At 37.6% G+C, this 22,875-nt stretch carries 31 protein-coding genes and 2 pseudogenes; 23 read left to right on the forward strand and 10 right to left on the reverse strand.

Annotated elements, in window-relative coordinates:
• From mobB to APB85_RS02910, 5 genes are all read right to left on the reverse strand, one after another.
• The coding region (gene mobB / locus APB85_RS02885) for a MobB family relaxase (protein WP_103294409.1) at positions 1-899 on the reverse strand (899 nt) is incomplete at its 3' end.
• An 11-nt stretch (positions 900-910) separates the two neighbouring features.
• Entirely contained in the window at positions 911-1,312 is a 402-nt protein-coding gene (locus tag APB85_RS02890; RefSeq protein ID WP_013073397.1) for a BfmA/BtgA family mobilization protein, read from the reverse strand.
• A gap of 812 nt (positions 1,313-2,124) precedes the next feature.
• On the reverse strand, positions 2,125-2,574 hold the full coding sequence (locus APB85_RS02900) for a JAB domain-containing protein (protein ID WP_013073400.1): 450 nt from the start codon (positions 2,572-2,574) through the stop codon (positions 2,125-2,127).
• A gap of 75 nt (positions 2,575-2,649) precedes the next feature.
• Positions 2,650-3,000, reverse strand: coding sequence for a single-stranded DNA-binding protein (locus tag APB85_RS02905; protein ID WP_013073401.1), 351 nt, complete (start codon positions 2,998-3,000; stop codon positions 2,650-2,652).
• 37 nt (positions 3,001-3,037) lie between these two features.
• Positions 3,038-3,304 carry a hypothetical protein gene (locus tag APB85_RS02910; RefSeq protein WP_013073402.1) on the reverse strand — a complete coding sequence of 89 codons (267 nt, stop codon included), beginning with the start codon at positions 3,302-3,304 and terminating at the stop codon, positions 3,038-3,040.
• Positions 3,305-3,357: 53 nt separating this feature from the next.
• Here APB85_RS02910 and APB85_RS17195 point away from each other — a divergent pair, with 53 nt between their 5' ends.
• Entirely contained in the window at positions 3,358-3,588 is a 231-nt protein-coding gene (locus APB85_RS17195) for a hypothetical protein (protein ID WP_013073403.1), read from the forward strand.
• Positions 3,589-3,655: 67 nt separating this feature from the next.
• On the opposite strand, the pseudogene APB85_RS17715 reads toward APB85_RS17195, so the two are convergent.
• Positions 3,656-3,793 (reverse strand): annotated as a pseudogene (locus APB85_RS17715) (IS110 family transposase); the annotation flags it as partial.
• A 194-nt stretch (positions 3,794-3,987) separates the two neighbouring features.
• Between APB85_RS17715 and APB85_RS02920 the strand changes: the two are divergent.
• The 20 genes from APB85_RS02920 (at position 3,988) to APB85_RS03025 (ending at position 18,436) form a co-directional block, all read left to right on the forward strand.
• Entirely contained in the window at positions 3,988-4,503 is a 516-nt protein-coding gene (locus tag APB85_RS02920; protein WP_013073404.1) for a DUF1440 domain-containing protein, read from the forward strand.
• 162 nt (positions 4,504-4,665) lie between these two features.
• Positions 4,666-5,037, forward strand: a complete 372-nt coding sequence (locus APB85_RS02925; protein WP_037314308.1) for an ArsR/SmtB family transcription factor — start codon at positions 4,666-4,668, stop codon at positions 5,035-5,037.
• A gap of 42 nt (positions 5,038-5,079) precedes the next feature.
• Positions 5,080-5,703 (forward strand): mercuric transport protein MerTP, encoded by a 624-nt coding sequence (merTP, locus tag APB85_RS02930; protein WP_037314311.1) that lies wholly within the window; start codon positions 5,080-5,082, stop codon positions 5,701-5,703.
• A 16-nt stretch (positions 5,704-5,719) separates the two neighbouring features.
• Positions 5,720-6,082, forward strand: a complete 363-nt coding sequence (locus tag APB85_RS02935) for a heavy-metal-associated domain-containing protein (protein ID WP_229792233.1) — start codon at positions 5,720-5,722, stop codon at positions 6,080-6,082.
• Between the two features lie 221 nt (positions 6,083-6,303).
• A complete protein-coding gene (locus APB85_RS02940) occupies positions 6,304-7,026 on the forward strand; it encodes a hypothetical protein (RefSeq protein ID WP_013073410.1) in 723 nt (240 codons plus the stop codon).
• A gap of 50 nt (positions 7,027-7,076) precedes the next feature.
• The gene (merA, locus tag APB85_RS02945; protein ID WP_013073411.1) at positions 7,077-8,720 is read left to right on the forward strand and encodes a mercury(II) reductase; all 1,644 of its coding nucleotides are present in this window, start codon (positions 7,077-7,079) and stop codon (positions 8,718-8,720) included.
• On the forward strand, positions 8,710-9,327 hold the full coding sequence (locus APB85_RS02950) for a DUF2652 domain-containing protein (RefSeq protein ID WP_075325754.1): 618 nt from the start codon (positions 8,710-8,712) through the stop codon (positions 9,325-9,327). The genes merA and APB85_RS02950 overlap by 11 nt, the downstream gene beginning before the upstream one ends.
• A 19-nt stretch (positions 9,328-9,346) precedes the next feature.
• Entirely contained in the window at positions 9,347-9,958 is a 612-nt protein-coding gene (gene merB, locus APB85_RS02955) for an organomercurial lyase (RefSeq protein WP_013073413.1), read from the forward strand.
• Between the two features lie 106 nt (positions 9,959-10,064).
• On the forward strand, positions 10,065-11,411 hold the full coding sequence (locus tag APB85_RS02960) for a dihydrolipoyl dehydrogenase family protein (RefSeq protein WP_013073414.1): 1,347 nt from the start codon (positions 10,065-10,067) through the stop codon (positions 11,409-11,411).
• A gap of 13 nt (positions 11,412-11,424) precedes the next feature.
• Positions 11,425-11,631 (forward strand): GDCCVxC domain-containing (seleno)protein, encoded by a 207-nt coding sequence (locus APB85_RS17460; protein ID WP_075325753.1) that lies wholly within the window; start codon positions 11,425-11,427, stop codon positions 11,629-11,631.
• Between the two features lie 62 nt (positions 11,632-11,693).
• On the forward strand, positions 11,694-12,068 hold the full coding sequence (locus APB85_RS02970) for a metal-sensitive transcriptional regulator (protein ID WP_011709211.1): 375 nt from the start codon (positions 11,694-11,696) through the stop codon (positions 12,066-12,068).
• Positions 12,069-12,226: 158 nt separating this feature from the next.
• Positions 12,227-12,499 carry a thioredoxin family protein gene (locus tag APB85_RS02975; protein WP_013073416.1) on the forward strand — a complete coding sequence of 91 codons (273 nt, stop codon included), beginning with the start codon at positions 12,227-12,229 and terminating at the stop codon, positions 12,497-12,499.
• A gap of 347 nt (positions 12,500-12,846) precedes the next feature.
• Positions 12,847-13,059 (forward strand): hypothetical protein, encoded by a 213-nt coding sequence (locus APB85_RS17260; RefSeq protein WP_156858131.1) that lies wholly within the window; start codon positions 12,847-12,849, stop codon positions 13,057-13,059.
• 172 nt (positions 13,060-13,231) lie between these two features.
• Entirely contained in the window at positions 13,232-14,431 is a 1,200-nt protein-coding gene (locus APB85_RS02985; RefSeq protein ID WP_013073418.1) for an MFS transporter, read from the forward strand.
• A gap of 506 nt (positions 14,432-14,937) precedes the next feature.
• On the forward strand, positions 14,938-15,285 hold the full coding sequence (locus APB85_RS03000; RefSeq protein ID WP_013073421.1) for a nuclear transport factor 2-like protein: 348 nt from the start codon (positions 14,938-14,940) through the stop codon (positions 15,283-15,285).
• A gap of 134 nt (positions 15,286-15,419) precedes the next feature.
• Positions 15,420-15,797: a heavy-metal-associated domain-containing protein gene (locus APB85_RS03005; protein WP_197055441.1), complete on the forward strand. Its 378-nt coding sequence runs from the start codon at positions 15,420-15,422 to the stop codon at positions 15,795-15,797.
• 25 nt (positions 15,798-15,822) lie between these two features.
• Positions 15,823-16,221: a hypothetical protein gene (locus APB85_RS03010; protein ID WP_013073423.1), complete on the forward strand. Its 399-nt coding sequence runs from the start codon at positions 15,823-15,825 to the stop codon at positions 16,219-16,221.
• A gap of 11 nt (positions 16,222-16,232) precedes the next feature.
• Positions 16,233-17,072 (forward strand): hypothetical protein, encoded by an 840-nt coding sequence (locus tag APB85_RS03015; RefSeq protein ID WP_013073424.1) that lies wholly within the window; start codon positions 16,233-16,235, stop codon positions 17,070-17,072.
• Positions 17,073-17,113: 41 nt separating this feature from the next.
• On the forward strand, positions 17,114-17,599 hold the full coding sequence (locus APB85_RS03020; RefSeq protein ID WP_041579141.1) for a heavy-metal-associated domain-containing protein: 486 nt from the start codon (positions 17,114-17,116) through the stop codon (positions 17,597-17,599).
• A gap of 306 nt (positions 17,600-17,905) precedes the next feature.
• Entirely contained in the window at positions 17,906-18,436 is a 531-nt protein-coding gene (locus APB85_RS03025; RefSeq protein WP_013073426.1) for a hypothetical protein, read from the forward strand.
• Here APB85_RS03025 and APB85_RS17650 read toward each other — a convergent pair.
• The 4 genes and pseudogenes from APB85_RS17650 to APB85_RS03040 all read right to left on the reverse strand — a co-directional run.
• Positions 18,385-18,600: pseudogene (locus tag APB85_RS17650) on the reverse strand (hypothetical protein); the annotation flags it as partial. The gene APB85_RS03025 and the pseudogene APB85_RS17650 sit on opposite strands and share 52 nt — an antisense overlap.
• A 173-nt stretch (positions 18,601-18,773) precedes the next feature.
• Positions 18,774-19,424, reverse strand: coding sequence for an arsenic resistance protein (locus APB85_RS03035; RefSeq protein WP_013073427.1), 651 nt, complete (start codon positions 19,422-19,424; stop codon positions 18,774-18,776).
• 12 nt (positions 19,425-19,436) lie between these two features.
• Positions 19,437-19,724 (reverse strand): sodium/bile acid symporter family protein, encoded by a 288-nt coding sequence (locus APB85_RS17395; RefSeq protein WP_013073428.1) that lies wholly within the window; start codon positions 19,722-19,724, stop codon positions 19,437-19,439.
• A complete protein-coding gene (locus APB85_RS03040) occupies positions 19,725-21,632 on the reverse strand; it encodes a cytochrome c/FTR1 family iron permease (RefSeq protein WP_057482991.1) in 1,908 nt (635 codons plus the stop codon).
• A 268-nt stretch (positions 21,633-21,900) separates the two neighbouring features.
• Here APB85_RS03040 and APB85_RS03045 point away from each other — a divergent pair, with 268 nt between their 5' ends.
• Positions 21,901-22,152 (forward strand): hypothetical protein, encoded by a 252-nt coding sequence (locus APB85_RS03045; protein WP_133546766.1) that lies wholly within the window; start codon positions 21,901-21,903, stop codon positions 22,150-22,152.
• Between the two features lie 98 nt (positions 22,153-22,250).
• The gene (locus APB85_RS17465; RefSeq protein ID WP_229792205.1) at positions 22,251-22,478 is read left to right on the forward strand and encodes a heavy-metal-associated domain-containing protein; all 228 of its coding nucleotides are present in this window, start codon (positions 22,251-22,253) and stop codon (positions 22,476-22,478) included.
• Positions 22,479-22,875: the final 397 nt, after the last annotated feature.

The following is a 22,875-nucleotide window of genomic DNA, read 5'->3' on the forward strand; positions in this document are numbered from 1 at the left end:
TTAAAAGCAAGTGCTTTTTCGTTAGCCGGTAATCCCATTAGCGCGGTAAAATAGTGGTTCGGGTTTTTAATAAATTCCTTTCGAGCCGTATAGGTTTCCACAAAATTGCGCTGATAGCCGAAGGTTTTATCAAAGGTCTTTTCTGCTTTTTCAAAAAAGCGGTCCCGGTCAAATCCGCGTTTAACGGTCTTACCATTAAAATTAACTTCCGAAGCTTTGTATTTACTTCCCGGGGATAAGCTAACCGAATTGGAAGCATCTTTTCTACTTACGATAATATGAATATGGCTTTGGTTTCCTGCTTTGGGCATCCCCTGTACAATTCGCTTACCATCTTGCCGGTGTGGTGCCCTGGTTTCCAGTTTCTCAATTTCCTTTTCCCGTTTTTGAATACTTCCCTGCATCAGCTCGGTTTCTATTTTTCGGATTTCACTTTTGAGTTGAAGGATTTTAGTGGCATAAGGTTGGTTTTCGCGAACCTGGCGATCTGTACCTTTAAAACTCCGGCTATGTTCAATTTTAGCGTAATATTTAATATCATTGACATTAATTGGCCTTCCGTCTATTTCACGGTTAAAGCAGGCCACATAATCCTTCATCAATTCCCGGGTGTACTTTTTTAGATCCTTACTACTGCTTTGTAGGCGTTTTAATTCATATTTGGAAGGGCTAACGGTAATGGAATAGAACTTGGGTTCTTTCTTTTTGAGCTTGGAGGTATTATTATCAATTTCTTTGACGACTTTCTCAGGGGTAATGGCATCCTCATATTGATTAAAGAAATGTTCCTTTACCCCTTCTTCTATCCCTTCATTTTCTTTTTCCAGGTAGCTAACAAAACCGGCCGAACTTTGGGAGTAATTCCCACCTAATTTTTGGGGAGTGATCGTGATATACATAGCAGGAAATTTTAAAGGTTATTATCAGAAAAATTCTTTTCACCCCTACCATCTTGTTCCTGTTTGGGAATACCATCTTTTTTCTCCCGGAGGATTTTCTTTTCCAGGATGAGGGGTTTCTTTGGAGGTGCTTCGGTTTGGAAAAGTGAGGCGATCATCGCCGCGGTAGGTTTGGTTTGGGTTTTTTCCATATCACGCATAATGGCAATAACCGCATTGATACGTTTCTTAAAAGAAGCTTCGATAGTCCTGCCGGTTGGCCCTAATTTTTCGTGGGGGGAAATTTCATTATAGAAAAAAAACTCCAGCATTGTTTCCAGGGCTTCGGTGTGTGATTTGAAGTGTGTTCTTGAAAATTCCTGGAAACGTTTTGCTGTTTCTTTTTTAAACCTGATGCCAATAAATGAGTCCATAATTCGCCGATTTGTCGCAAATTCTTCCCTAGAAATGGGCGTTGGCAGGCCATTTGTCGCAAATTGCTTAAACACAGGAATTCAAACAAACATTAAATAACTGATTTACAGTTATTTAAAAACGAAAAGGAGTACTTAACATCGCGTAGCGTGTTACCCTCTTGCTACTCCTTTTCGTCCCGCAGCGCGGGACAAAAATTCCGTACAATTTGGCCTATTGCCTGTCTTGATAGACAGTCAAAAGCCCCTTGCCATTTTTCAGGAAAAAATTTCCGTTGTTAATTATTTGATTGCAGGTTTATCGGCGAAAGTCAAAAATGGATACGCCTGCGTAAATTTGAATGCTGAAAGTCAGCGAAATAAATATAAGGATTTTTTTAGTACCAGGTTGTAATAAACAAATATTTCCTATTCAACAGGGTGAGCAAATTCAGGAATTTTTTTATCTTTATTGAATAGGTTTCAATGACCTAAAAAGAAAGGGGAAATTCAGGTAACAGCGAATTTTCCCTTTTTGTTTTCAAGGAATTGGTTTATATAAAAAACTGCCGAATACATTTTAGAATAAAATACTTGGGAGCTTCTTGAATGATTAACCTATTCAGATATTAAAAATATAGGTATAGGAATATAAGTTTTTTAAGCCTTCCTCCTCGATTATTTTCTTAAAATCGGATTGGTGTTCCCTTGCATACCTTTGGATCGATTTCCCGTATTTTTGGGGTTACTTCTTCCCGGGAAATTTTGATTAGCCGTTTTTGGGGTTTTTTGTTCAAATCGTTAAAATTCAGATAAACCATGACTTTCGGGTTTTAAAGCATGCCATTATCGGCAAAACTATAGTAATCTCCACCGGGCGTTAAAATCAAATGATCCAACACTTTGATATCAAATAACCCAGCGGCATTTTTAATTTTACGGGTAAGGTCTTTGTCGGGGTTACTTGGTAGTAGCGTTCCCGAGGGGTGATTATGGCAAAGGATAACCGCTGTACTAAGGCTCTTTAGGATAACTCCGAAAATAAGGCGCAGATCCACAAGGGTATAGGTAATCCCGCCTCTGGACACTTCAAAAATCCCTTTTACACGGTTATTGTTGTTGAGCAGAAGGAGTTTAAAACTCTCGCTCACTTCTATTTCATCTTTATCCCAATTGGAATAAAGGACATCGGCAGCGGTAGCGGAAGATTTTATTTTTGGTGCTTCACTAAGTTTTACCCTGCTGCGATAGGCTATTTTTATTTCACTAACTTTGGTTTTCATAATTATTGATTTTCTTAGATTAATAATTAAAAGAGGGCGCAACTTTGGAGATAGGCGCCCTCTTAGTTTTAAAAATTACTGGTCTGCGTTTTCCTTGTTTCCAAGGAATAGGATTTCATTCACCAAAATTTCGGTAACATATCGTTTCTCCCCGCTTTGGGTTTCATAGGACCTGGAAGTTAGTTTGCCACGGATGGCCACTTCTTTACCTTTATCAACATATTTCTCGATAAGCTCCGCCTGTTTTCCCCATGTCACAACATTGTGCCATTGCGTATCCTGTACTTTTTCTCCTTTTGAATTTTTATAGAATTCATTGGTTGCAATTGAAAAGCTGGCTACTTTTTTACCACTTTCAAGATTTCTGATTTCCGGGGTTTGTCCCACATTTCCGATTAACTGAACTTTGTTTCTAAGCGTACTCATAATTAAAAGATTTAAAAATTAATAATTGATTTACTTATTATATCCGGGGCGTTTTCCTGTTTTTGATTTTTTTTACTTCGCTTCCGGGTATGTTGTTTTGAAATGATTTCATGAGATTTTTATTTGATTTACTTCCTATAGAGTATCCTATGATAAATCCAAATTTCCTTTCATAATTTTCTTCTATAGTTCTGCTTTTTATCCACAAAGCCTTTTTGATCGACATACTTTTTATATCCAGAGCATTTTCCTTTTTTTGATTCTTTTGTGCCGTTGCGATATTTTGTGGTGGATTTGATTTCATCTTTTTTTGTTTTCGACTTACTTCCCATAGAGCCTTTACATTACCTTTTTTTGATGCAAATAATTTTACAATATCCAGACCTGCATAGGGCGTATAAAAAGCGAAGCGGCTTTATGCCGCCCGCAGGAATGGATGTTGTTATTTCGCCACCAAAAAAAGTTAATGTGCTATGTGGACGGCCAGGAAGTCGAAGGCCTGAAGATGAAGAGAAGCTACCTTCAACGCTAAGGCATAAAATGAGGTATGAAGGAATTCTATGCAGAATTTGGAAAATAAGTTTCTAACCGCTAAAAATGTTCACTTGGATTGAACCTTCTTGCAGTACATATGAAGAATAACTGGAGCGGTGAATTAGGAAAAGTAGCCCATTGTATTCACATAAGGTGTCCCTCGCGCAATCACCGCAAATGCCCGGGCCACCAACTTATTTCTTATTATATTGATTGTACTCATTTTGCTCTTACCCATTTCAAGCCTCCTCTCATTGTATATATTATGACAATATCCCGTTGTCCCTACAGTAAAACCTAAAAACTTAATCATGAAATAAGTAGGGAAATCTTCAGAATATCCATGAGAACTAATTGAAATTTAAACTTTCTTACCAATACTTTAAAACCTATTTAACTAATTGCGTAAATAATTATATATAATTTGAAGTTCTAATAATAAAAATTAGAGCTATGAAAATATCTAATATTTTATTTGCATTCGCAGGCAGTATGGGAAGTGGGTATTTAGCCACTAAAGTGATGGAGAAAGTGTCCATGAAGCTGTTTGAGTTAGGACCTCAAAAAGATCAAGAGAAAGAAGAAGAGGTAAGGCCAGGTCCTCCCTTTAAAATCGCGGCAAAAAAAACTCTTAAAAATTTGGGATTTGAATTAAATGAGGATCAGGAAAAAATGATGGGACAGGTTTTCCATTTTGGTCTGGGTATGGGATGGGCAGGTCTATATCCTATTTTAAAATACACCAATTCCTTCTCGACTACTTCTAATGGCTTGATTACGGGTGCTTCCCTTTCTCTAATTGTAGATGAAGGGATTACCCCTGCACTAGGTTTTAGTGCTCCAAACAAAAAATATCCTACATCTACCCATATACGCGGTTTTCTTGCACATTTGGTTTATGGTGTGGCAGTGGCGGTGATTTATGAGGGGATTTCCGGTATAGTGAGTAAAATTGATGAAAGGAGATAATTCAGCAGTATAGGACCTTTTCGGTTGGAAAATTAAGCAGTCTCATCTAACATTCAAATTAAACCAAAAGGGAGGCTAGAGAATTTGCTAATTTTTATATTTAAGTTTTTGCTTAAATAATATATTAATGATACATTTGTTTCGTAATTAAAAATACTATTTATGAGTTTAGAAATAACCTGTACCAGAAATGAAGCTGATCATAAGCAAATATTACGCTGTAAGAACACTATTGACAAATCTTCTTCCAGCTTTCAAACAATGAGTAAAATTTTAACGCTTGCGGGAAATGAGGTACGTTTAAAAATCCTTTTCCTGTTAGATATGGAAAATGAACTTTGTCCTTGTGATATCGCTGATATTTTGGAAATGAGCGTGCCGGCAGTTTCCCAGCATATCCGGAAAATCAAAGATGCCGGTATCATTTCGTCACGACGGGAAGGTCAAACCCTATTTTATTCTTTAAACGATGGAGGGGAAAAAATCCTTTCTTATATATTTCAAGGAATAAAACAATCTAAAATAGCCGTTTAAATAGTTTAATAAATAAATCACAAAAATAAAATAGCTTAAATAATGAAAACGAATTCTAAATCACCTAAAAAAAATGAATCCAGCGGACTTTTAGGAGCTGGATTGCTTACAGCGGCGGCGGCCTCACTTTGCTGTATCACACCGATATTGGCCTTGATTTCAGGCAGCGCCGGCATCGCCTCCTCTTTTTCCTGGATGGAACCCTTCAGACCATATCTTATTGGTATTACCATCTTAGTACTGGCTTTTGCCTGGTATCAAAAATTAAAACCAAAAACCCAGGAGGAGATAGACTGTGCCTGTGATGAAGACGAAAAGCCTTCTTTCTTTAAATCCAAAGCTTTTCTGGGTATAGTTACTATTTTCTCCGTGTTAATGTTGGCTTTTCCTTACTATTCTGAAATCTTTTATCCTGATAATAAAAAAGATATTGTAGTGGTGAGCCAGTCAGATATTCAAACTATAAAGTTTGATGTTGAGGGAATGACTTGTGCTGGTTGTGAAGAAAGCGTAAAACACGCAGTAAATCAATTGGATGGGATTTTAGATGTAATCCCTTCTTATGAAAATAAAAACACCGAGGTTAAATTTGATAATACAAAAACTTCTAAAGAAGATATTGAAAAAGCGATTAATTCTACCGGATATAAAGTGGTACATAAGTAAATTCAAACAAAATATTATGAAAAATCTATTAGTAATAACAGTTCTAGTTTTATCATTAACCTCATTCCAGGTTAAAGCGCAACAATGTTGCCCTACATCAAAAAGCCAAACAATAATGGAAGCAAGTATCAACCAGCAAACAACAAACACAGTTAAGTTTAAAATTGACGGAATTACCTGCGCGGGTTGTTCTAATGCTATTTACAATGCGCTTAAAGAAGTAGAAGGTGTTGTGGAACATTCGGTTGAATATCCCGGGGATATTGCCATTATTAAATTCGAAAACTCTAAAACAAATATCGAGACCTTAAAAAAGATTATAGAAAAGAAAGGCTATAAAGTTGAAAAGGTAATAGAGACTACCCAAAACGAGTCATAATTTTTTATTTACTCATATACTTAAGAAGTTACTTATATAATTAAGGAACAATTTACCTTTTTACATATTCAAAAAAAACAAAATTAAAATGGAGTGGTGAATCGTTATTTTATGCCTTCTACAATTTTAAAACAATATAAAGGAACTGAAGCTGTTGCAGGTGAACTTGATGGGTTAGTTAGTAATATTATTGCAGAAGTAACAAAATAAATCTATAAGCTATGTTGAATAAAAAATCTTTTTTATCCTTATTAGCCTTGTTTACAGGAGGATTTGTGCCTATAAACTTAATTGTGCTTTCTTTTGGCTATGCCCAATATTTCAAGGGAATCACAATGGGACCGAAAGTCATTAAAACAGCCCATGAATTTGGTGAGCCATATATGCTATTTGTATATATCCCTTCTATGCTCATCTTAACATGGATTATTTTTTACAGCAAGAAAAATTTCCCTGATCTATATAAACGAATTGTCGTGGGCCTCTTAGCAGGGGCAATAGCTACTATAGGTCTGGACTGGCTTCGTCAGATGGGGGTGATAGCCAGCTGGTTACCGGGAGATACTCCGGAAATGTTCGGGAAGATGGTAACGGGTAGTTCCGACTTTAATTCGTATTACTGGATAGGTCAATTGATCCATTTTATGAACGGTGCAAGTTTTGGATTGATATTTACCCTGGTATTTGGAAACTTTATCTCATATAATAAAACGGTTTTATGGGCAATAGGCTGGATGCTGATTATGGAGTTAGGCATGATGACCGGCCCTCCTATGGGACCGATGGTTGGGCTTTTTGGCATCAAATATATGTGGCCTCAATTATTTTTGATCACCCTTGCGGCCCATATTGTCCACGGTACCATTTTAGGATTGTTGGTACACCACTGGCTGGGGATTAACCATACCAAATGGCTAATTCCATTTTTAAAAGATAAATCATAATCAAAAATAAATTGGGTAGTAATTACCCTCAATATAAAAATAAAATAAATATGCAGAAAGAGATCACTTTGCCCATTCAGGGTATGACCTGTACCGGTTGTGCTACAGGCATCGAAAAAAAAGTAAAGCAATTAGAAGGAGTTATAGCATTAGATGTATCTTATCCTAAAGGCGAAGGAAAATTCATCTTTGATTCCAGCACCACATCTCAGCAAGATATTATTGATAACATAGAAATGTCTGGCCAATATAAAGCTAGTAACGGCCAACAGGTTTCAGATAAAAATAATTTTGACCTTATCATTGTTGGTGGAGGGTCAGCCGCATTTTCAGCAGCCATAAAAGCTGAAAGTTTAGGTCTTAAAACCCTTATGGTAAACGCGGGCTTGAATTTTGGCGGCACTTGTGTTAATGTAGGCTGTGTTCCTTCAAAAAACTTAATAAGAGCTGCCGAAACGGCATATCACGCAACCCATTCTAATTTTCAAGGGATCAGGCCTAAAGGTGTAGATATAGATTTTAGCCAGGTTATTAAAGATAAAAAAGACCTGGTAGCGGCCCTGCAGCAACAGAAATATATGGATGTGGTAAAAGATTTTAAGAACCTGGCCATGTTAACAGGATGGGCTGAGTTTGTGGATAAAGGTACCATTATTGTTGATGGGAAAGATACTTACACAGCCACAAACATTCTTATTGCGACCGGAGCTACCACCTACATCCCTAATATTGAAGGATTAAATGAGGTTGGCTATCTAACCAATGTATCCTTATTCGATTTAGAAGAAAAACCGCAAAGCCTGACCATTATGGGTGCGGGCTATATCGGGTTAGAAATTGCCATGGCATACAATAGATTGGGCGTAAAAGTGCGTATCATAGAATTCACCGACAGGCCTTTAAGAAGCCAGACCAAGGACATAACAGATGTGCTCGAAGCACAAATGAAGAAGGAAGGAATAGAAATCCTGCCTAATTTTCGAGCCTTTAAATTTGAAAAACAGGGAGCGGATACTATTATTCATTGTAACTGTCCCGACGGTACTACCACACAAATTATTGAAAAAGGCAAAATAGTGGTTGCCACAGGAACAAAACCTAATACTTCTAAACTAGGACTGGATAAGATCAAAATGAACCTTTCAGCGGTGGGACATGTTTTGGTGAACGAAAAGATGGAAACCAATATATCCAATATTTTTGCTGCCGGGGATGTTACCCAGACCCCTCCTTTTGTTTATACTGCAGCCACTGAAGGAAGTACTGCTGTAAGCAATGCGTTCTCACTTTCAAAAACCGGTATCGATTATTCTTCATTGCCTTGGGTAGTATTTACGGACCCTCAAGTTGCTGGGGCAGGTATGGACGAAATAGTAGCCGAAGAAGCCGGCCTTCCCTTCGAAGTGTCTAAATTAGACCTTAGCCATGTTCCCAGGGCTTTGGCCGCACAGGATACCAGAGGGTTTATTAAACTCATACGTAATACTGAAACCGATAAATTAATTGGCGCCAGAGTAATCGCACCCGAAGGAGGTGAATTGATACAACAATTAAGTATGGCCATAAAGTTTGGTATAACCGTAAAAGATTTGGCAGAAAGCTTTTATCCTTATTTAACCTTAGGAGAAGGGATAAAACTGGCAGCTATTACTTTTGGAAAGGATGTTTCTAAATTAAGCTGTTGTGCCAGCTAATAGTATGGGAGTTTCACGATGTATTCAATTGAAGAAAGGGATCATGCCGGGATTATTGCTAATCCCGGATATTACTGGCTTTACTAAATATATTAACGAGGCAGATCTACAATACAGTCAGATTACTATCGCACTCTTGCTGGAGGCAATACTTAAAAACAACAAATTAGGGCTTCAGGTTTCAGAAATAGAAGGTGATGCCATACTGTTTTATAGTTTCAAAAAAGATTATACTGTAGATGAAATTATAGAACAATGTTTTTTAATGCATCGAGCGTTTCACCATCAATTAAAGCAAATAATTGAAACAGATTGTTCGTGTGGGGCATGTACGCTTTTAGGAGAGCTTAGTTTAAAGTTCATTCTCCATTATGGAGAATTGGGATCTGTTATGATCAATGATTTTTGCAAACTCTATGGTAAGGAAGTAATTATAGCCCATAGATTATTGAAAAATGATTTGGCACTCAAAGAGTATATCCTTGCTACGGAAGATTTCTTTACCCAGTACGGAACTAATTATATAAGAAATTTACAATTTGAAAAAACATCTCAGGTTATTGATGAAGTCGGGATTATAAATTATCGATTTCTAAAATTTTATTAATTGTAATTATTAAAAGCATATGAAGAAACAGGAAATAATATTTGACGGTCATCAATTTGTGAATGGTTTTGAAAAGATGCTCAAGGAAATGAACCTTCCCAATAGTGATAAAGTGTATTGGGAATTACTTAAGGGAAGACCCCTGCCTCGAGGTCGCTTTTCTGAAGTGATGGATGTCCCTATAGATAAAGCACATCAAATAATACAGCAATACGGAGAGGTCAATAAAGAAGGTGAAATTGTGGGTTATTTAGGACTTTCTTTAAATAAAACTGTACATCAACTAAACTTTGACAATAAAACTTTGTATGCCTGGTGTGCAATGGATAGTATTTTATTACCCCGGTATCTAATGCATAGATGGGAAATAATATCAATAGATCCTATAACCGACATTCCTGTAAAATTGTCTATTTCAGATAATCTTCTAGAATGGACCAGGCCTGTTCCCCTCTTTATTTCATGGGTCGAAAAGGCCGATAGTTGTGATATCAAATCAAGTTTCTGCCGGCACTCCTTCTTTTTTGGTTCAGAGGATGCCGCAAACAAATGGTTAGAAAAAAATCCATTAGGAAAAATTTCAAAAGTAGAAGATTTTTTTTCCAATTCTAGCGGGTTTAAATGTTGTTAATTCTATTTGTATGTATATCATAAAGTTATTCTAAACCTTCTTTGGTTTTTAGGAAAGAAAACGAGATTTATATAAATTAAAAACTAACCAATCTAAAATTTAAATTATGAAAAAGTACGATGTATTTGTAATAGGTTCTGGTATGTCAGGTATGACCGCTGCCAATAAATGTGCCTCCAAAGGCCTTAAGGTAGGCATTACCGATGAACTTCCCTATGGTGGAACCTGTGCCCTAAGAGGCTGTGATCCCAAAAAGGTGATTATAGGCGCAACGGAAGTACGTGATTTTGCAGAAAGGCTTAAAGGAAATGGAATAGATACAGTGCCTAAAGTCAATTGGGAAGATATTATGGCATTTAAACAATCTTTTGTGGATGCCATGCCTCCTAAAATTGAAAAAGGATATAAGAATAAAGACATAGACACCTATCATACTTCAGCTAAATTTTTATCTGATAACACCTTAGAGTTAGGTGATGAAGTTATTGAAGCCGATAAATTTGTGATCGCAACCGGAGCAAAACCCCGGGTACTGGATTTTGAGGGTGGAAATTTGGCTCTTTCAAGTACAGATTTCCTTAACCTGAAAAAACTACCTGAATCGCTTTTATTTATTGGAGGTGGCTACATTGCCTTTGAATTTGCTCATATCGCTGCACGGGCTGGTGCCGATGTTACCATATTGCATCGTGGTGATCACCCATTAGAAAACTTTGATCATGACATTGTACAACATCTTGTGAATGCAACCCGAAACCTGGGAATTAAACTTGTTTTGGAAACTGAAGTCTCTAAAATTGAAAAGAAAGAAGATCATTATGTAGTTACAGGAAAATCAAATGGAAAAGAGGCCACTTATAAGACTGACTCTGTCTTTAACTCGGCCGGTCGTCCTCCCGCCATATTTGATTTAGATTTGGAAAAAGCAGGGATATCTTTTTCAAAAAAAGGAATTGCGGTAAATGAATACCTTCAAAGTACCTCTAACGCCAATATTTATGCAGCGGGAGATTCGGCAGATTCAAGAGGATTACCCCTTACCCCTGTTGCAGTAATGGAAGGGCATGTTGTGGCATCAAATATCATCAAAGGGAACAAGAAAAAAGTTAATTATCCACCAATGCCTTCCGTAGTTTTTACTTTGCCTACCCTGGCATCAGTAGGATTAACCGAAGCAGAAGCCAAATCAAAACAGATAGAATATCAGGTCAATTATAACCATGCGGAAAGCTGGTTCAATGCAAAAAGACTGAATGTTAAGGAATATGCCTACAAAACTATCATTGATAAAGAGAATCAGACTATTCTTGGCGCACATTTAATAGGACCTAACACGGAGGAAACCATCAATTTATTTGCCATGGCGATAAAGACCAAAATGAAAATCAATGAGTTAAGAACGATGATCTTTACGTATCCAACTTTGTCATCAGATATCCCTCATATGCTTTAAAAATAAATAGATTATGGAAATAGAACTAGTTTCTACCATTACATGTCCTGGTTGCGGACACACAAAAGAAGAGGAAATGCCCACAACAGCCTGTCAGTTTTTTTACCAATGTGATAATTGCAAGCATTTATTAAAACCAAAAGAAGGTGATTGCTGTGTTTATTGTTCTTATGGTAATGTTGCCTGTCCACCCATTCAGGAAGGAACAAATTGCTGCTAAAAATTTAAAATACTTTTGGTGACCTCCCCCACTCCAGATGTATCTTGCTGAAAATTAAAAGTATGATTCCTAGAGATCTAAGTAAAGATATAAAAACTCGCTTGCAGAGCATCAGCGGCCAGCTTAACGGACTTATAAAAATGCTGGATGAAAATAAAGATCCAGAAAAGATTCTGATCCAGTTCAAAGCGGCGCAAAAAGGACTTGATAAGGCGCATTTTCTTCTTTTAGATGAAGTGTACCGCAAAGCGCTGGCGATCACAATTTCAGAAACTGTGGAAGCCTGTCCCGGTAATTGCGGTAATGAAGAGCGAATTGAATTTATTCGCAAACAATTTCCCGACCTTGAGCTTAACAGCCTTACCGATAAAATGAAGGAGATTGATGAACTTAAACGAAGGCTGGAATCTTACATTTCCGAAAATAGATCAGAGTAAAACATTCAAAAATTTTCCATTTAATTTTAATACTAATAAAAATCTGTCGTAAAAAAGCAGGTTTTTTTATTTGGAGACCACCCCGGTTCCGCTCTTATCTTTGGATTGTTCTTTAATAAGAAGGATAAAACTGATTGTTAATTTAAATTCAAAAAAAAATGAAAAGACAAATAGAAATATTTACGGCAAATTGTCCGGTTTGTGATCCGGTTGTAAAAATGGTGAAAGAGTTGTCCTGCGATAGTTGCGAGATTACCACCTATAACCTGGTGGAACAATGTGAGGATAAGACCTGTATAGACAAAGTGCAGGAGTACGGTGTAAAGAGAATTCCCGCGGTGGCGGTTGATGGAAAATTGCTTGAGTGCTGTACAAACAATGGTATAAGCAAAGAAAAACTTATCGAAGCAGGAATAGGAAAAGCCAGTTAGCAAAACCATCGTACTGAAATTAAAATCTGAAACTTTTTATGGCAGCCATTTTTGGCTGCCTTTTTTTTTAATCAAATTAAAATGTTAAATCTTTATTAATCGGCTTGCCTACCCCCCGGGCTATGAGTCGATATTTGAAAAGAGGTTCGGCTCTTAATCTTTTATTTCTGATTTCCGAGCAAATCAGGAAGTAACTAAAACCATTTAAATTATGAAACCATTAAGTTCAGAAATGCAAAAATGTATCGATGATTGCAACGCCTGCATTACTGCGGCGAGAATTTGCCTTGACCAACATTTGGGGGAACCAGACATGAAAGAATGCCACAAATTTTGTCTGGATTGTATTGCTTTATGCACAGCCTGTGTTCAACTACTTGCAAGCCAGTCTGATTATTCAAAACGCCTATGTGCCATTTGTGCCGACTTATGTAAAGCCTGTGCTGATGAATGTGCAAAGTTTGACAGTGAAGTTTGCCAGCAATGCGCAGAAAAATGTCGAACCTGTGCCGAAAGCTGTAAAGAAATGGCAGCTTAAAAAAAATGTAAAAAAATTTTAAAAGGAGCGGCTAAAAAGTTGCTCCTTTTTTTTAATAAAGAAAGCTAACATTAGGATACCACCCCAGGTTAGATTTTATGTTTGACATCTTTATAACTGTGAGATGGCAGTTTATTCAAGAAGCCAAATAAATATAACAGCTTTAAAATTCCCAGTAAAAATAATACAGAGTAATGGAAAATCCCAATTCAAATAAACCCTTAAAAACCATTTTTGCTCCCCTGGCCATGGCAGCGGGCTTAATATTTTTTCAGGCGTATATGATAGCGCCACTTATTCCTAAACTGGCAACTATTTTTAATGTATCAGAACAGCGGATTGGTCTTATAGTACCAGCTTATATGCTGGCTTACGGAGTTTCAGTCCTGTTTTATGGTTTCATATCCGATAAATTTGGAAGAAAACGCATACTTCAAATATCCCTACTGGCTTTTATTGTATTAACAGCGATAACCGCCCTGGTGCAATCTGCTTCACAACTCATCCTGTTACGATTGCTAACGGGTTTAGGGGCAAGCGGTGTGGTGCCAATGTCCCTGGCACTTGTAGGAGATATGTTCAAACCTTCAGAGAGAGGGAGACCCCTGGGACTTTTATTTGCCGCTATGGAAGGGGGAATGGCTTTAGGTTCTACCGCCGGGGTAATGTTGGAACCTTATACAGGCTGGCGTATGTTATTTTTGGCAACTGCCCTCTTGGCCGCTTTGGCTTTGTGGATACAAGTAGCCCGAATGGGCTGGAAACAGGAACCTCATAAATCCAATCGTACTTCATTCAAAAAAATGGTAGGTGGGTTTTACAGGCTACTTGCTTTCCCACGCGGGTTAAGGACCTATTTATTTGTATTCTGGAATGGGATCTTCCATTCAGGTATTTATACCTGGTTAGGGGTCTATTTTGTACAAAAGTATGATCTGGGGCCAATAGAAATTGGTTTGGCCATTCTGGGTTATGGCCTGCCAGGATTTTTCTTTGGTTCCCTTATAGGGCGCGCAGCCGATCGCAGGGGGCGATATCCTATTATTTTAACAGGCTTGGCAACAGCGGCCATAGCAACAGCCAGTCTCGCCCTGGAAATACCCGTTCTTGTCGCGGCCCTTGCAGTCACCTTGATCTCTTTGGGATACGACCTCACTCAACCTCTATTTGCAGGTATAGTAACCGAATTGGGTGGTAAAACAAAGGGAGGCCAGGCCATGGGACTGAATGTTTTTGCATTGTTTACCGGCTTTGGCCTTGGGAGCTTATTGTTTGGGGAATTATTGAAATTAGGATTAGATCAGGCGTTAATTATTTTTGCGGTTGTACAGGCAGTATTTACGATTGTAGCCGCAAAACTTTTGCAGACAGAAATGAAATTATCAATAAAATGATAAGCTATAACATCCATTTAGATTCTGGTAAGGCCATAACTTTTTTAAGGTGGAGCATTGGCATAATTTTCATCTGGTTTGGGATGGTTAAATTTTTTATTGGTCTGAGCCCGGCAGAAGATTTGGCTTCCTCAACCATTTGTACCCTGAGCGGCCATTTCCTTCCACAAGGAAGTTGTATGCCTATATTGGCTATTTTTCAAAGCCTTATTGGCATATCCTTGTAATTGGGGAAGTTTTTGAAATGGGCTTTAGGCTTATTTTTCCTGCATATGTTAGGAACTTTTTCAACCTTCTTCATTTTTCCCGAACAAATGTTCTCCCATTTCCCATTTGTATTAACTATGAAAGGTCAATATGTAATGAAAAATATAATCATACTGGCAGCAGTGACCAGTATTTGGGCCTCAACAAGAAAAATGGTGTCAATAAGGGATGATCCCAAAAAATAGAATGTGCTGCAAACAATTTTTTAAAGCCTATTTTAAATATAAAATTTTTAGCCTATGAGAACTACAGAAGAAGTATTAAAAGATCATCTGGAACTTTCTAAAAAGGGATCTATAGAAGAGGACCTGCATAGAAACTTTTCCAAAAATTTGATCCTTCTTACTACGCATGGTATTGATAAAGGACATGAAGGACTAAGGGAATTAAATAAAATGCTGATAAAGGATTTCCCCGAAGCGGAGTTTAACTATATCAATTTTCTTTTTGAAGATGAAATAGCTTTTCTGGAATGGACTGCATATTCAGACAGTTCACAAATAGATGACGGAGCAGATTCCTACATAGTGCGCGAGGGGCTGATAATTGCCCAGACCATTCATTATACTATCCGAAAGAAAAAATGAAAAAAGAATATTTCAGATTTTTAGAAGATTAAGCAGTAGGATTTTTTTAAAGAAAAAAATAAAATCTAATTTGGTTACCACCCCCCTGCTGCCCCTAATTTTGACATAGTTAATTTTTAAAAATCAATTATAAGATGATAGGTTTACATAAAGAATTATTCGCGGTATTGTTAACCGGAACGACCCTTGCGTTTTCTGGAAATACCGCTAGCGCTATGGATCAGAAAAATGAAAATCAAATTGAATTTAAAATCCAAAAGGAGATGACGGAAAAAATCTTACACTTAAAAATTAAAGGCATGCATTGCCAGTCCGGTTGTGCTAATGGTATCGATTCAATGTTGAAGGAGCAAAAAGGCATTATTAAAAGTGAAACAAGCTTTGATAAAAGCTCCTCGATAATTGAATATGATCCAAAGCAGATTTCAGAAGAAAAGATACTCTCCCTTATCAAAGACCGTGGGTTTGAAGTGGAAGTTGTAACCGAAAAGGGGGCTTCTGTAAACGGATAGAGATACCTGTATAAAAACAATAAAGATGTTTGCTAAAATAAAAGAAGACTTCGTAAGTATAGGATCCCTTTTTACCTCGGTTTCCACCTTACTGTGTTGCGCCCTGCCTTCGCTACTGGTTGCCCTGGGAATGGGAGCTGTGGTTGCGGGATTGGCTTCTGACCTGCCCTGGCTCATTACCATGAGCAAATATAAAGACTGGACCTTCCTGATTGCCGGGATTATGATAGGCTTTAATTTCTGGTTGTTCTACGGAAGAAAAAGAAACCAAACCTGCGAGATCGATGAAAACGGAAATGAGACCGCATGTGATACAGCAACAAGATGGAGCAAAGCCATTCTTTGGTTTTCCTTTGGCCTTTATGTCCTTGGATTGTTTGCTGCTTATTTACTATTGCCCATTCAAAGATTTTTAGAAGTTTAAATTTACAAAACATGAAAAATTATTTTTTGATCCTATTCATAGGGTTATCGACACTGTATAAAGTAGAAGCCCAGGGGCATGGCCCAATTTATGGATTACAAACCCCCACCCTGGCAAAAGGCGGTATAAACATGAACGCTTCCGGAATGAGTATAGCGACCGAAGACGAGGCCTCTTATATGCTTCGGTATACATTTTTCTATGGCATTACGGAAGATTTACAGGTTACCCTTACCACTCCTACTGTGATTGAGCGTCTGGAAAATGCTCCACGAACCCGTGGAAATAGCATGATGCCTTCCAATGGAGATATCGAGGCTGCTTTGTGGTATCGTTTTTTTTCAAATGCTTTTGGGGTAGGAAAGAGGTTTGAATCCACAGCAATTTTAGGTGTATCTGCCCCTACTGAGGATGTTCGCGGACAGGTGAATGTAGGGAACTCTATCCATGGGGCCATTTCTACGGGATATGCCTCACGTACCTGGTACGCCTGGTTAGGTGGCGGTTACCAATATTATTTTGAAAAGGACAACGAGCAATTAGGCGATTTACCCTATGCAAGCATGGTGATAGGTTATCGTCCCGATGTTTTTATGGGGGATTATCCTAAACCCGACTGGCGGATATTTGTAGAATCACTGGCCGAATTTCCCGGAGATAATAAAGTTAACGGACAATTTTTTTCTACAGATGAACGGAGTAAAAAAGTATTGGTTGGTCCTTCAATTTTAGGACTTACCGGTCCCTGGGGAATTTCCTTCGGGGCATTGTTCCCGGTATACCAGGATCTTATTCCGAATACGCCCCGTGAAAAATATAGGGTCTCACTGAACATAAGTTATTGGTTATAACAGATATTAAAGAAGAATTTTAAACATAAAAAAAGAGTAAAATGAAAAGAATAGCATTAATTATCGTAGTGACAGTGTTTGGAATCATAAGTTCCAACGCCCAAATCACCAAAGTAGATCAGGAAGTTTTTGGAATGGATTGCGCACCTTGTGCCTATGGCCTTGAACGCGGACTCAAAAAAATGGATGGTATAGAAAAGGTACAAGTAAGTCTGAATGAAGGCAAAGCTTATTTAGATCTGACTGCAAACAATAATTTAAGCTTGAAACAAATTCAGGAAGAAGTGAAAGTGAATGGTTTTTCAGCTAAGAATGCCGAAATAGTTATAAAGGGCAACTTCGTTGAGCAGGATGGCACTTATGCAATACAAACCGGGAAAGAAACTTTTAAGATAGCTGAAGCAACTTCTACCAACTTACGTTCCAGGTTAAAACCCGGAGTCCTTACAGTTAAAGGGATAGTTCAGGATGAAGAAGACGGGGAGCTAACCACTAAGTGGGAAATTGAGCTTACTGAAATCCTTTAATTAAATGAAGATTAAAAAATACAGCTTATTGGGCGCAAGTTTTCTTAGTGCAGGGGTTCCATTTTTATGTTGCTGGACCCCTGCTATATTAACTGGAGTAGCGGGAGTCACCGGTATTTCCTCTGGTTTTGAATGGTTACATCCAGTAAGACCGTATATGTATAGCATGTCTTTCTTATTCTTAGGTGTCGCTCATTATAGGGTGTATAAGGATACCAAATTCTCGACTTTAGAAAATAACAAAGATGAAAACGAATGTGGATGTAGTCAAAATCCTGAAAATTCAACAAAAAACAAATCGATATTATGGCTAACCACTTTTTTGGTCTTTTTTATGATGATAATAAACTACTTTCTGGAATGGTGAAGATTTCCGGGAAGAATATTATTATTACCTGCTTAATATTCATATTGGGTTTTAATATGAATGCTCAGGGCCCGCCTATTTTTACGGATACACCTATCATATTAGGTGTGCAGGGACGTGGAGTGCGTACTTTTGGCAATATAACTTCTAAGGAAAATGCCAAGGCTTACGCGCAGGTACTTATTGTTCCTTATAACATTACCAGTAAATGGCAGGTAGATGCGGTAATACCCTATGTCTCAATTTCGCCCGATGGCTTGGATTCCCAGTCGGGATTTGGAGATTTAAAAGTATTTACAAAATATCAACTCTTTCAAAAGGATGATAAAGGAGAGGCCTTAAGAAGTTTAATTAAATTAACCGAAACTTTTCCTACGGGAAATTCCAGTCAAATGCCTGCCCTGGGTGCCAGTGCTTTTCAAACTACCATAAGCCTTGTATTGACGCACAACCTTCCCGTTCCCCTGTAAAACCTTCCTAAAAGTTCGATTAACCACGATCTGATCACCGGGACATGATTCCAGGTATCCAGTATACCTTGTATATCAAGCTTTTCGCGGAACTGTGAAAGCAAATCTGTATCTTCGTCGATAGCCTGTAGCATACCAAATTCAATCCCATTGTGCACCAGCTTAGTAAAGTGACCTGCCGATGGAGGACCGGCATGTACATAACTCTACCAGTAGCAACAGAATAGCTGCCTTACGATAATCTTTCGCACATATTGTTCATTGAATCTCGAATGGTTTGTAATACTTCATGTGTATAGAATATGGTTATCCTTAAATGGGTATAATCCAAATCCCGCTAAATTACTTTCTTTCTTATTTTCAACAACAGTTGCGAGGTTAAAGCCAAAATTGGCAATTCAATTAAAGGACCTATAACTAATGACAATGCAACCAATGGTTCATAAGCAAATGCGGAAACTGCAATGGCCAATGAAATAGGTGAATTTCTTGCCATTGTTGTCAATGTGAGGCTTACCCTGTTTTGATAACTGAATTTAAAAAACCTGCTGACCAGCTGTGCCAGTAAAAAAGTAATGATAAAAAATATAATCACGGGAAATAGCAATTTGTAAATAACATCAGGATTTTCCAGTAGATTTCTTCCTTCTGAAGCAAACATTGCGACTACTGCCAATGATAAAAACAACACCTGGGATTTTACAAAAAAGCCGGTAAAAGACGTCCCTGAAGTATTGCTTCGGCTAACTATTTTTTTGGTAACTAATACTAATAAAAAAGGAATCAGGAGCACCAGAAGAATACTTTCAACCAGTGACCTGAATTCAACATTTCCTGATCTTCCAAAGAATAGTAACAAAAATATTGGAAGTAAAAGAATCTGCAATATCAGGTTGATTGGAAGAATAGAAGTAGATAGCGGCACATTTCCTTTTGCAACACCGGTAAACACCAGGTACCAATCTGTACAGGGAGTTACCATAAGCATCACAAACCCTATCTAGATGGCCAGCTCGTTATCCAGAAACAAGTATCCCAGCAAATAAGCAAACAGGGGAGTCCAGATAAAATTAATAACAAGGCTGCTAACTGAAAATTTGAGATTGAAGAAAGCACTTTTAAGCTCGCCGATGTTTATACTTAAGAATAAGCCGTAAAGCATTACCATAAGCAAGAGTACAATAAAGCTCGATGCATATCTCTCCAAAATAGCCAAATTCCCCAATAATAATCCCAGTACAACTGCCAATAAAATGACACCTGTTTGGTATTTATTGATTTTTTCCATTTACTCTTCTGTAACCAATTCTTGTGAGGACTTGTCTGCTTTTTGATTCAGATTCCTCCATTGGAAAAAAACTATAATACCAAGTACGAGGAGCTGCGCCAGGATAGACTGTAAATTCGGGTAAATCCCCAATAGTTCTATACGGGGAGCAAAATCTATGGGTGAAATGGGGATGTAACCTGCTTCCTGAAAGGCCATAATTCCTTTGCCTGTTAAAACAATTGCCAGGGCTGCTACCATATAGGAAGCCAATTTGAAGAATTTTCCTACAGGTAGTTCTTTAGTAAATTTCAGAAACACGATTGTTATAATGGCTATTATAATAACGGAAGTCAATAAGGCCCAGTTAATAGCAGAATTTGCGACATCGGGATTGCTCAGTTTCAGTGATGAAAGAAACAGAACCACTTCAAAAGCTTCCCTAAACACCACGATGAACGAGAAAATCAACAAACCTATCATATTTCCGGTTTCAGAAATGCGGTTTATTTTATTTTTTATGAAGTGTTTCCACTTCGATATCTCAGAATGGGAATGAAGCCAAATACCTGCAAAGAGCAATACCAGTACAGCCAGAATAGCTCCAACACCTTCCATCAATTCTCTTGACGCACCGCTTAAATTGATAAGTTTATCTACAAAAAACCAACTCACCACACCAGTTAGTACTGCGAAAATCCATCCGGAATGGACGGCTATCACTGCGCGTTTGATTTTCATAGGTCTTAGAACACGGAGAATAATGAGGATAATAAGCAACGCTTCCAAGGCCTCCCTGATAAGGATTGATAATGCAGCACCATATATAAATGCAAAGGAATAATCCTTTTCTGCTAAAACAGTTTTGGCAGAGGTTATTTTTTCTTTAAGGGCATTATAATAATTTTCCGCACCTATTTTGTTGTTGTTTTGAAGTGCTTTTCGGTAAGCAATCATATCCCGCTCAATACCCCTCACTAATGAAGGCGCAGATGCACCCAATATATTCTCCACCAGCTCAACGCCTTCAAGGTAGGATGTCAAGGCATATTTTTCGGCAATTTTATTATTGCCTTTTTGAAATTCCTGATATGAAAGATCAAGGTTGGTCATAGCAACATTTAGAGGTTCAGGCCTTTCAGGTTCATAATTCCGCACCTGGCCAACTGTTATATTGCTGAAAGATTTATTCAAAAAATGTTGCAATTCTTCATCGTTCCATTTGCTGATGCTGTCAAGATGCAAATTGGAAGGCAATGGAGCTCTTGAAATTTCTTCATTGTGCTTTAGTGACAGCACGTAAAAAGATAAGTCCCAAAGCTCTTCTTCTGTAAGACGGTTGTAAGAAGCCATCCCCGTGCCCTCAATCCCCAATTTGATGACATTGTAAGCCTGAAGTGGGGACAACTGGGCTTCGTGGAAATTGGTCGGTGCAGGATTTAAATTTCCGGCTAAAGCTCCGTTCCCATATCCTTTGCCTCCGTGGCAGGATACGCAATTATTCTGGTACAGGGTGGCTCCATTCTTTAACGAGGGATAACGATTAGGTGTAATTTTTAAAATTCCAAGATCGAGAATTTTGTTTTTGATATTTAAAGCAATTGTAGAAATCGCTTCTGGATTTTTTTTGTCCGCAACAGCTTGTTGCAATTCCCGCAGGGGTTCATCAAGCTTTTCAAACCTGGTATTATTAATTGTCGGCAATAGATCCTGCTGAAGTGCAATGGATTTTTTTGCAAACTCGCTCATTTCGGCGAATTCAAACTCATTGATTATTTCGCCATTCTCCACCGCTACTGGATAATCCTTGGAAATGTAATCCAGGAGAGTCACCAAAGTGCGCAAATCTGTGTCATTAGCCGTATTTTGCGAAAACGTATTTATTGAAATGAAAATGACAAAGAAGAAGAATACCCTATATTTATTCATACTAAATCTAAATAAGGGCAAATATACAGTTCTGTGATTTTATAAAAAAATTTATAATCACTAATACAGATTTTTTTTTTCGTTTAGCTCCAAAAGGATAATGGGATTCCTTTCGGTGCCTTAATCCGGTGGTACAAGATTTAATCCCTGGGGTTGTTAAAGAAAACTATCGGGTATTTCTTAATTTAAGTTATTGGTTATAGTATAAACAAACTTTAAAAAATTAACAGATGAAACATCCATGACAAGGGACTTGACACAAAGAAGAATGATTATTAACTTTGAGACAATTCCAAAGGGCGATTTTTACTGGAGGTTGAAATATCTTATTCAGGCCTTGAGCCATAGAAACCCCGAAGATGAAACTGCCCTCACACAGCTAAACACAAAGAAGTATTGCCTTGAGAAGGAACCTGAAATTTTCAAATTCTTAGCTGTATTTTTCTTACCAATTAGAGTTCCTGCTTTAGTGGGTAAGGGTACTTTTGTGATGGTTCCAGTTAGTAAAAATCCTACTTAATTGAAAAACTTCCGGATGGGAGTGTAATAATAGTTATTGTATTTGGAAGTTTTAGTTCCAATGCTCAGATTCAGAAAGTAGATCAGGAAGCGTTTGGAATGGACTGTGCCCCCTGTGCCTATGGTCTGGAACGCGGACTTAAAAATATGGAAGGTCTGGAAAGTGTAAAAGTGAGTCTTAATGACGGTAAAGCTTATTTAGATTTGGCAAAAAATAATGATTTGAGCCTTAGGCAGATCCAGGAAGAAGTGAATAAGAATGATTTTTCTGCTAAAAAAGCCGAAATTGTTATAAAAGGTACTCTCGTTGAACAGGATGGTAATTAAGCCAATTCAAACCGGGAAAGAAACTTTTACAATAGCTGAAGGAACTTCTACCAGCTTAAAACCCGGAATTGTAAAAGTGAAAGGAACAGTTCAGATGAAGAAGATGATAATTTGACTAATGAGTGGAAATTAAATATCATCCAGATTTATTAGCCACTAAAAACGTAGTAATAATGAACACTAATTAATGGCGGACTCCACATCGAGTCCGCCATATTTTTTTAAATTTTAGAAGTAGAATATTCTTTTCTGGTAACAATCTGATACACATAAAAGGAAAATATGTTTGGAAACTATAAAAACTAACGGATTACTAATCATTTACTTTATATGGCTATTTGTTATCATTTCTGAAAGTTAATTTAAATCATTAACCTAAATCTACCTGCCGGCTGGA

The sequence above is a fragment of the Salegentibacter mishustinae genome (assembly GCF_002900095.1).
Classification (GTDB): Bacteria; Bacteroidota; Bacteroidia; order Flavobacteriales; family Flavobacteriaceae; genus Salegentibacter; species Salegentibacter mishustinae.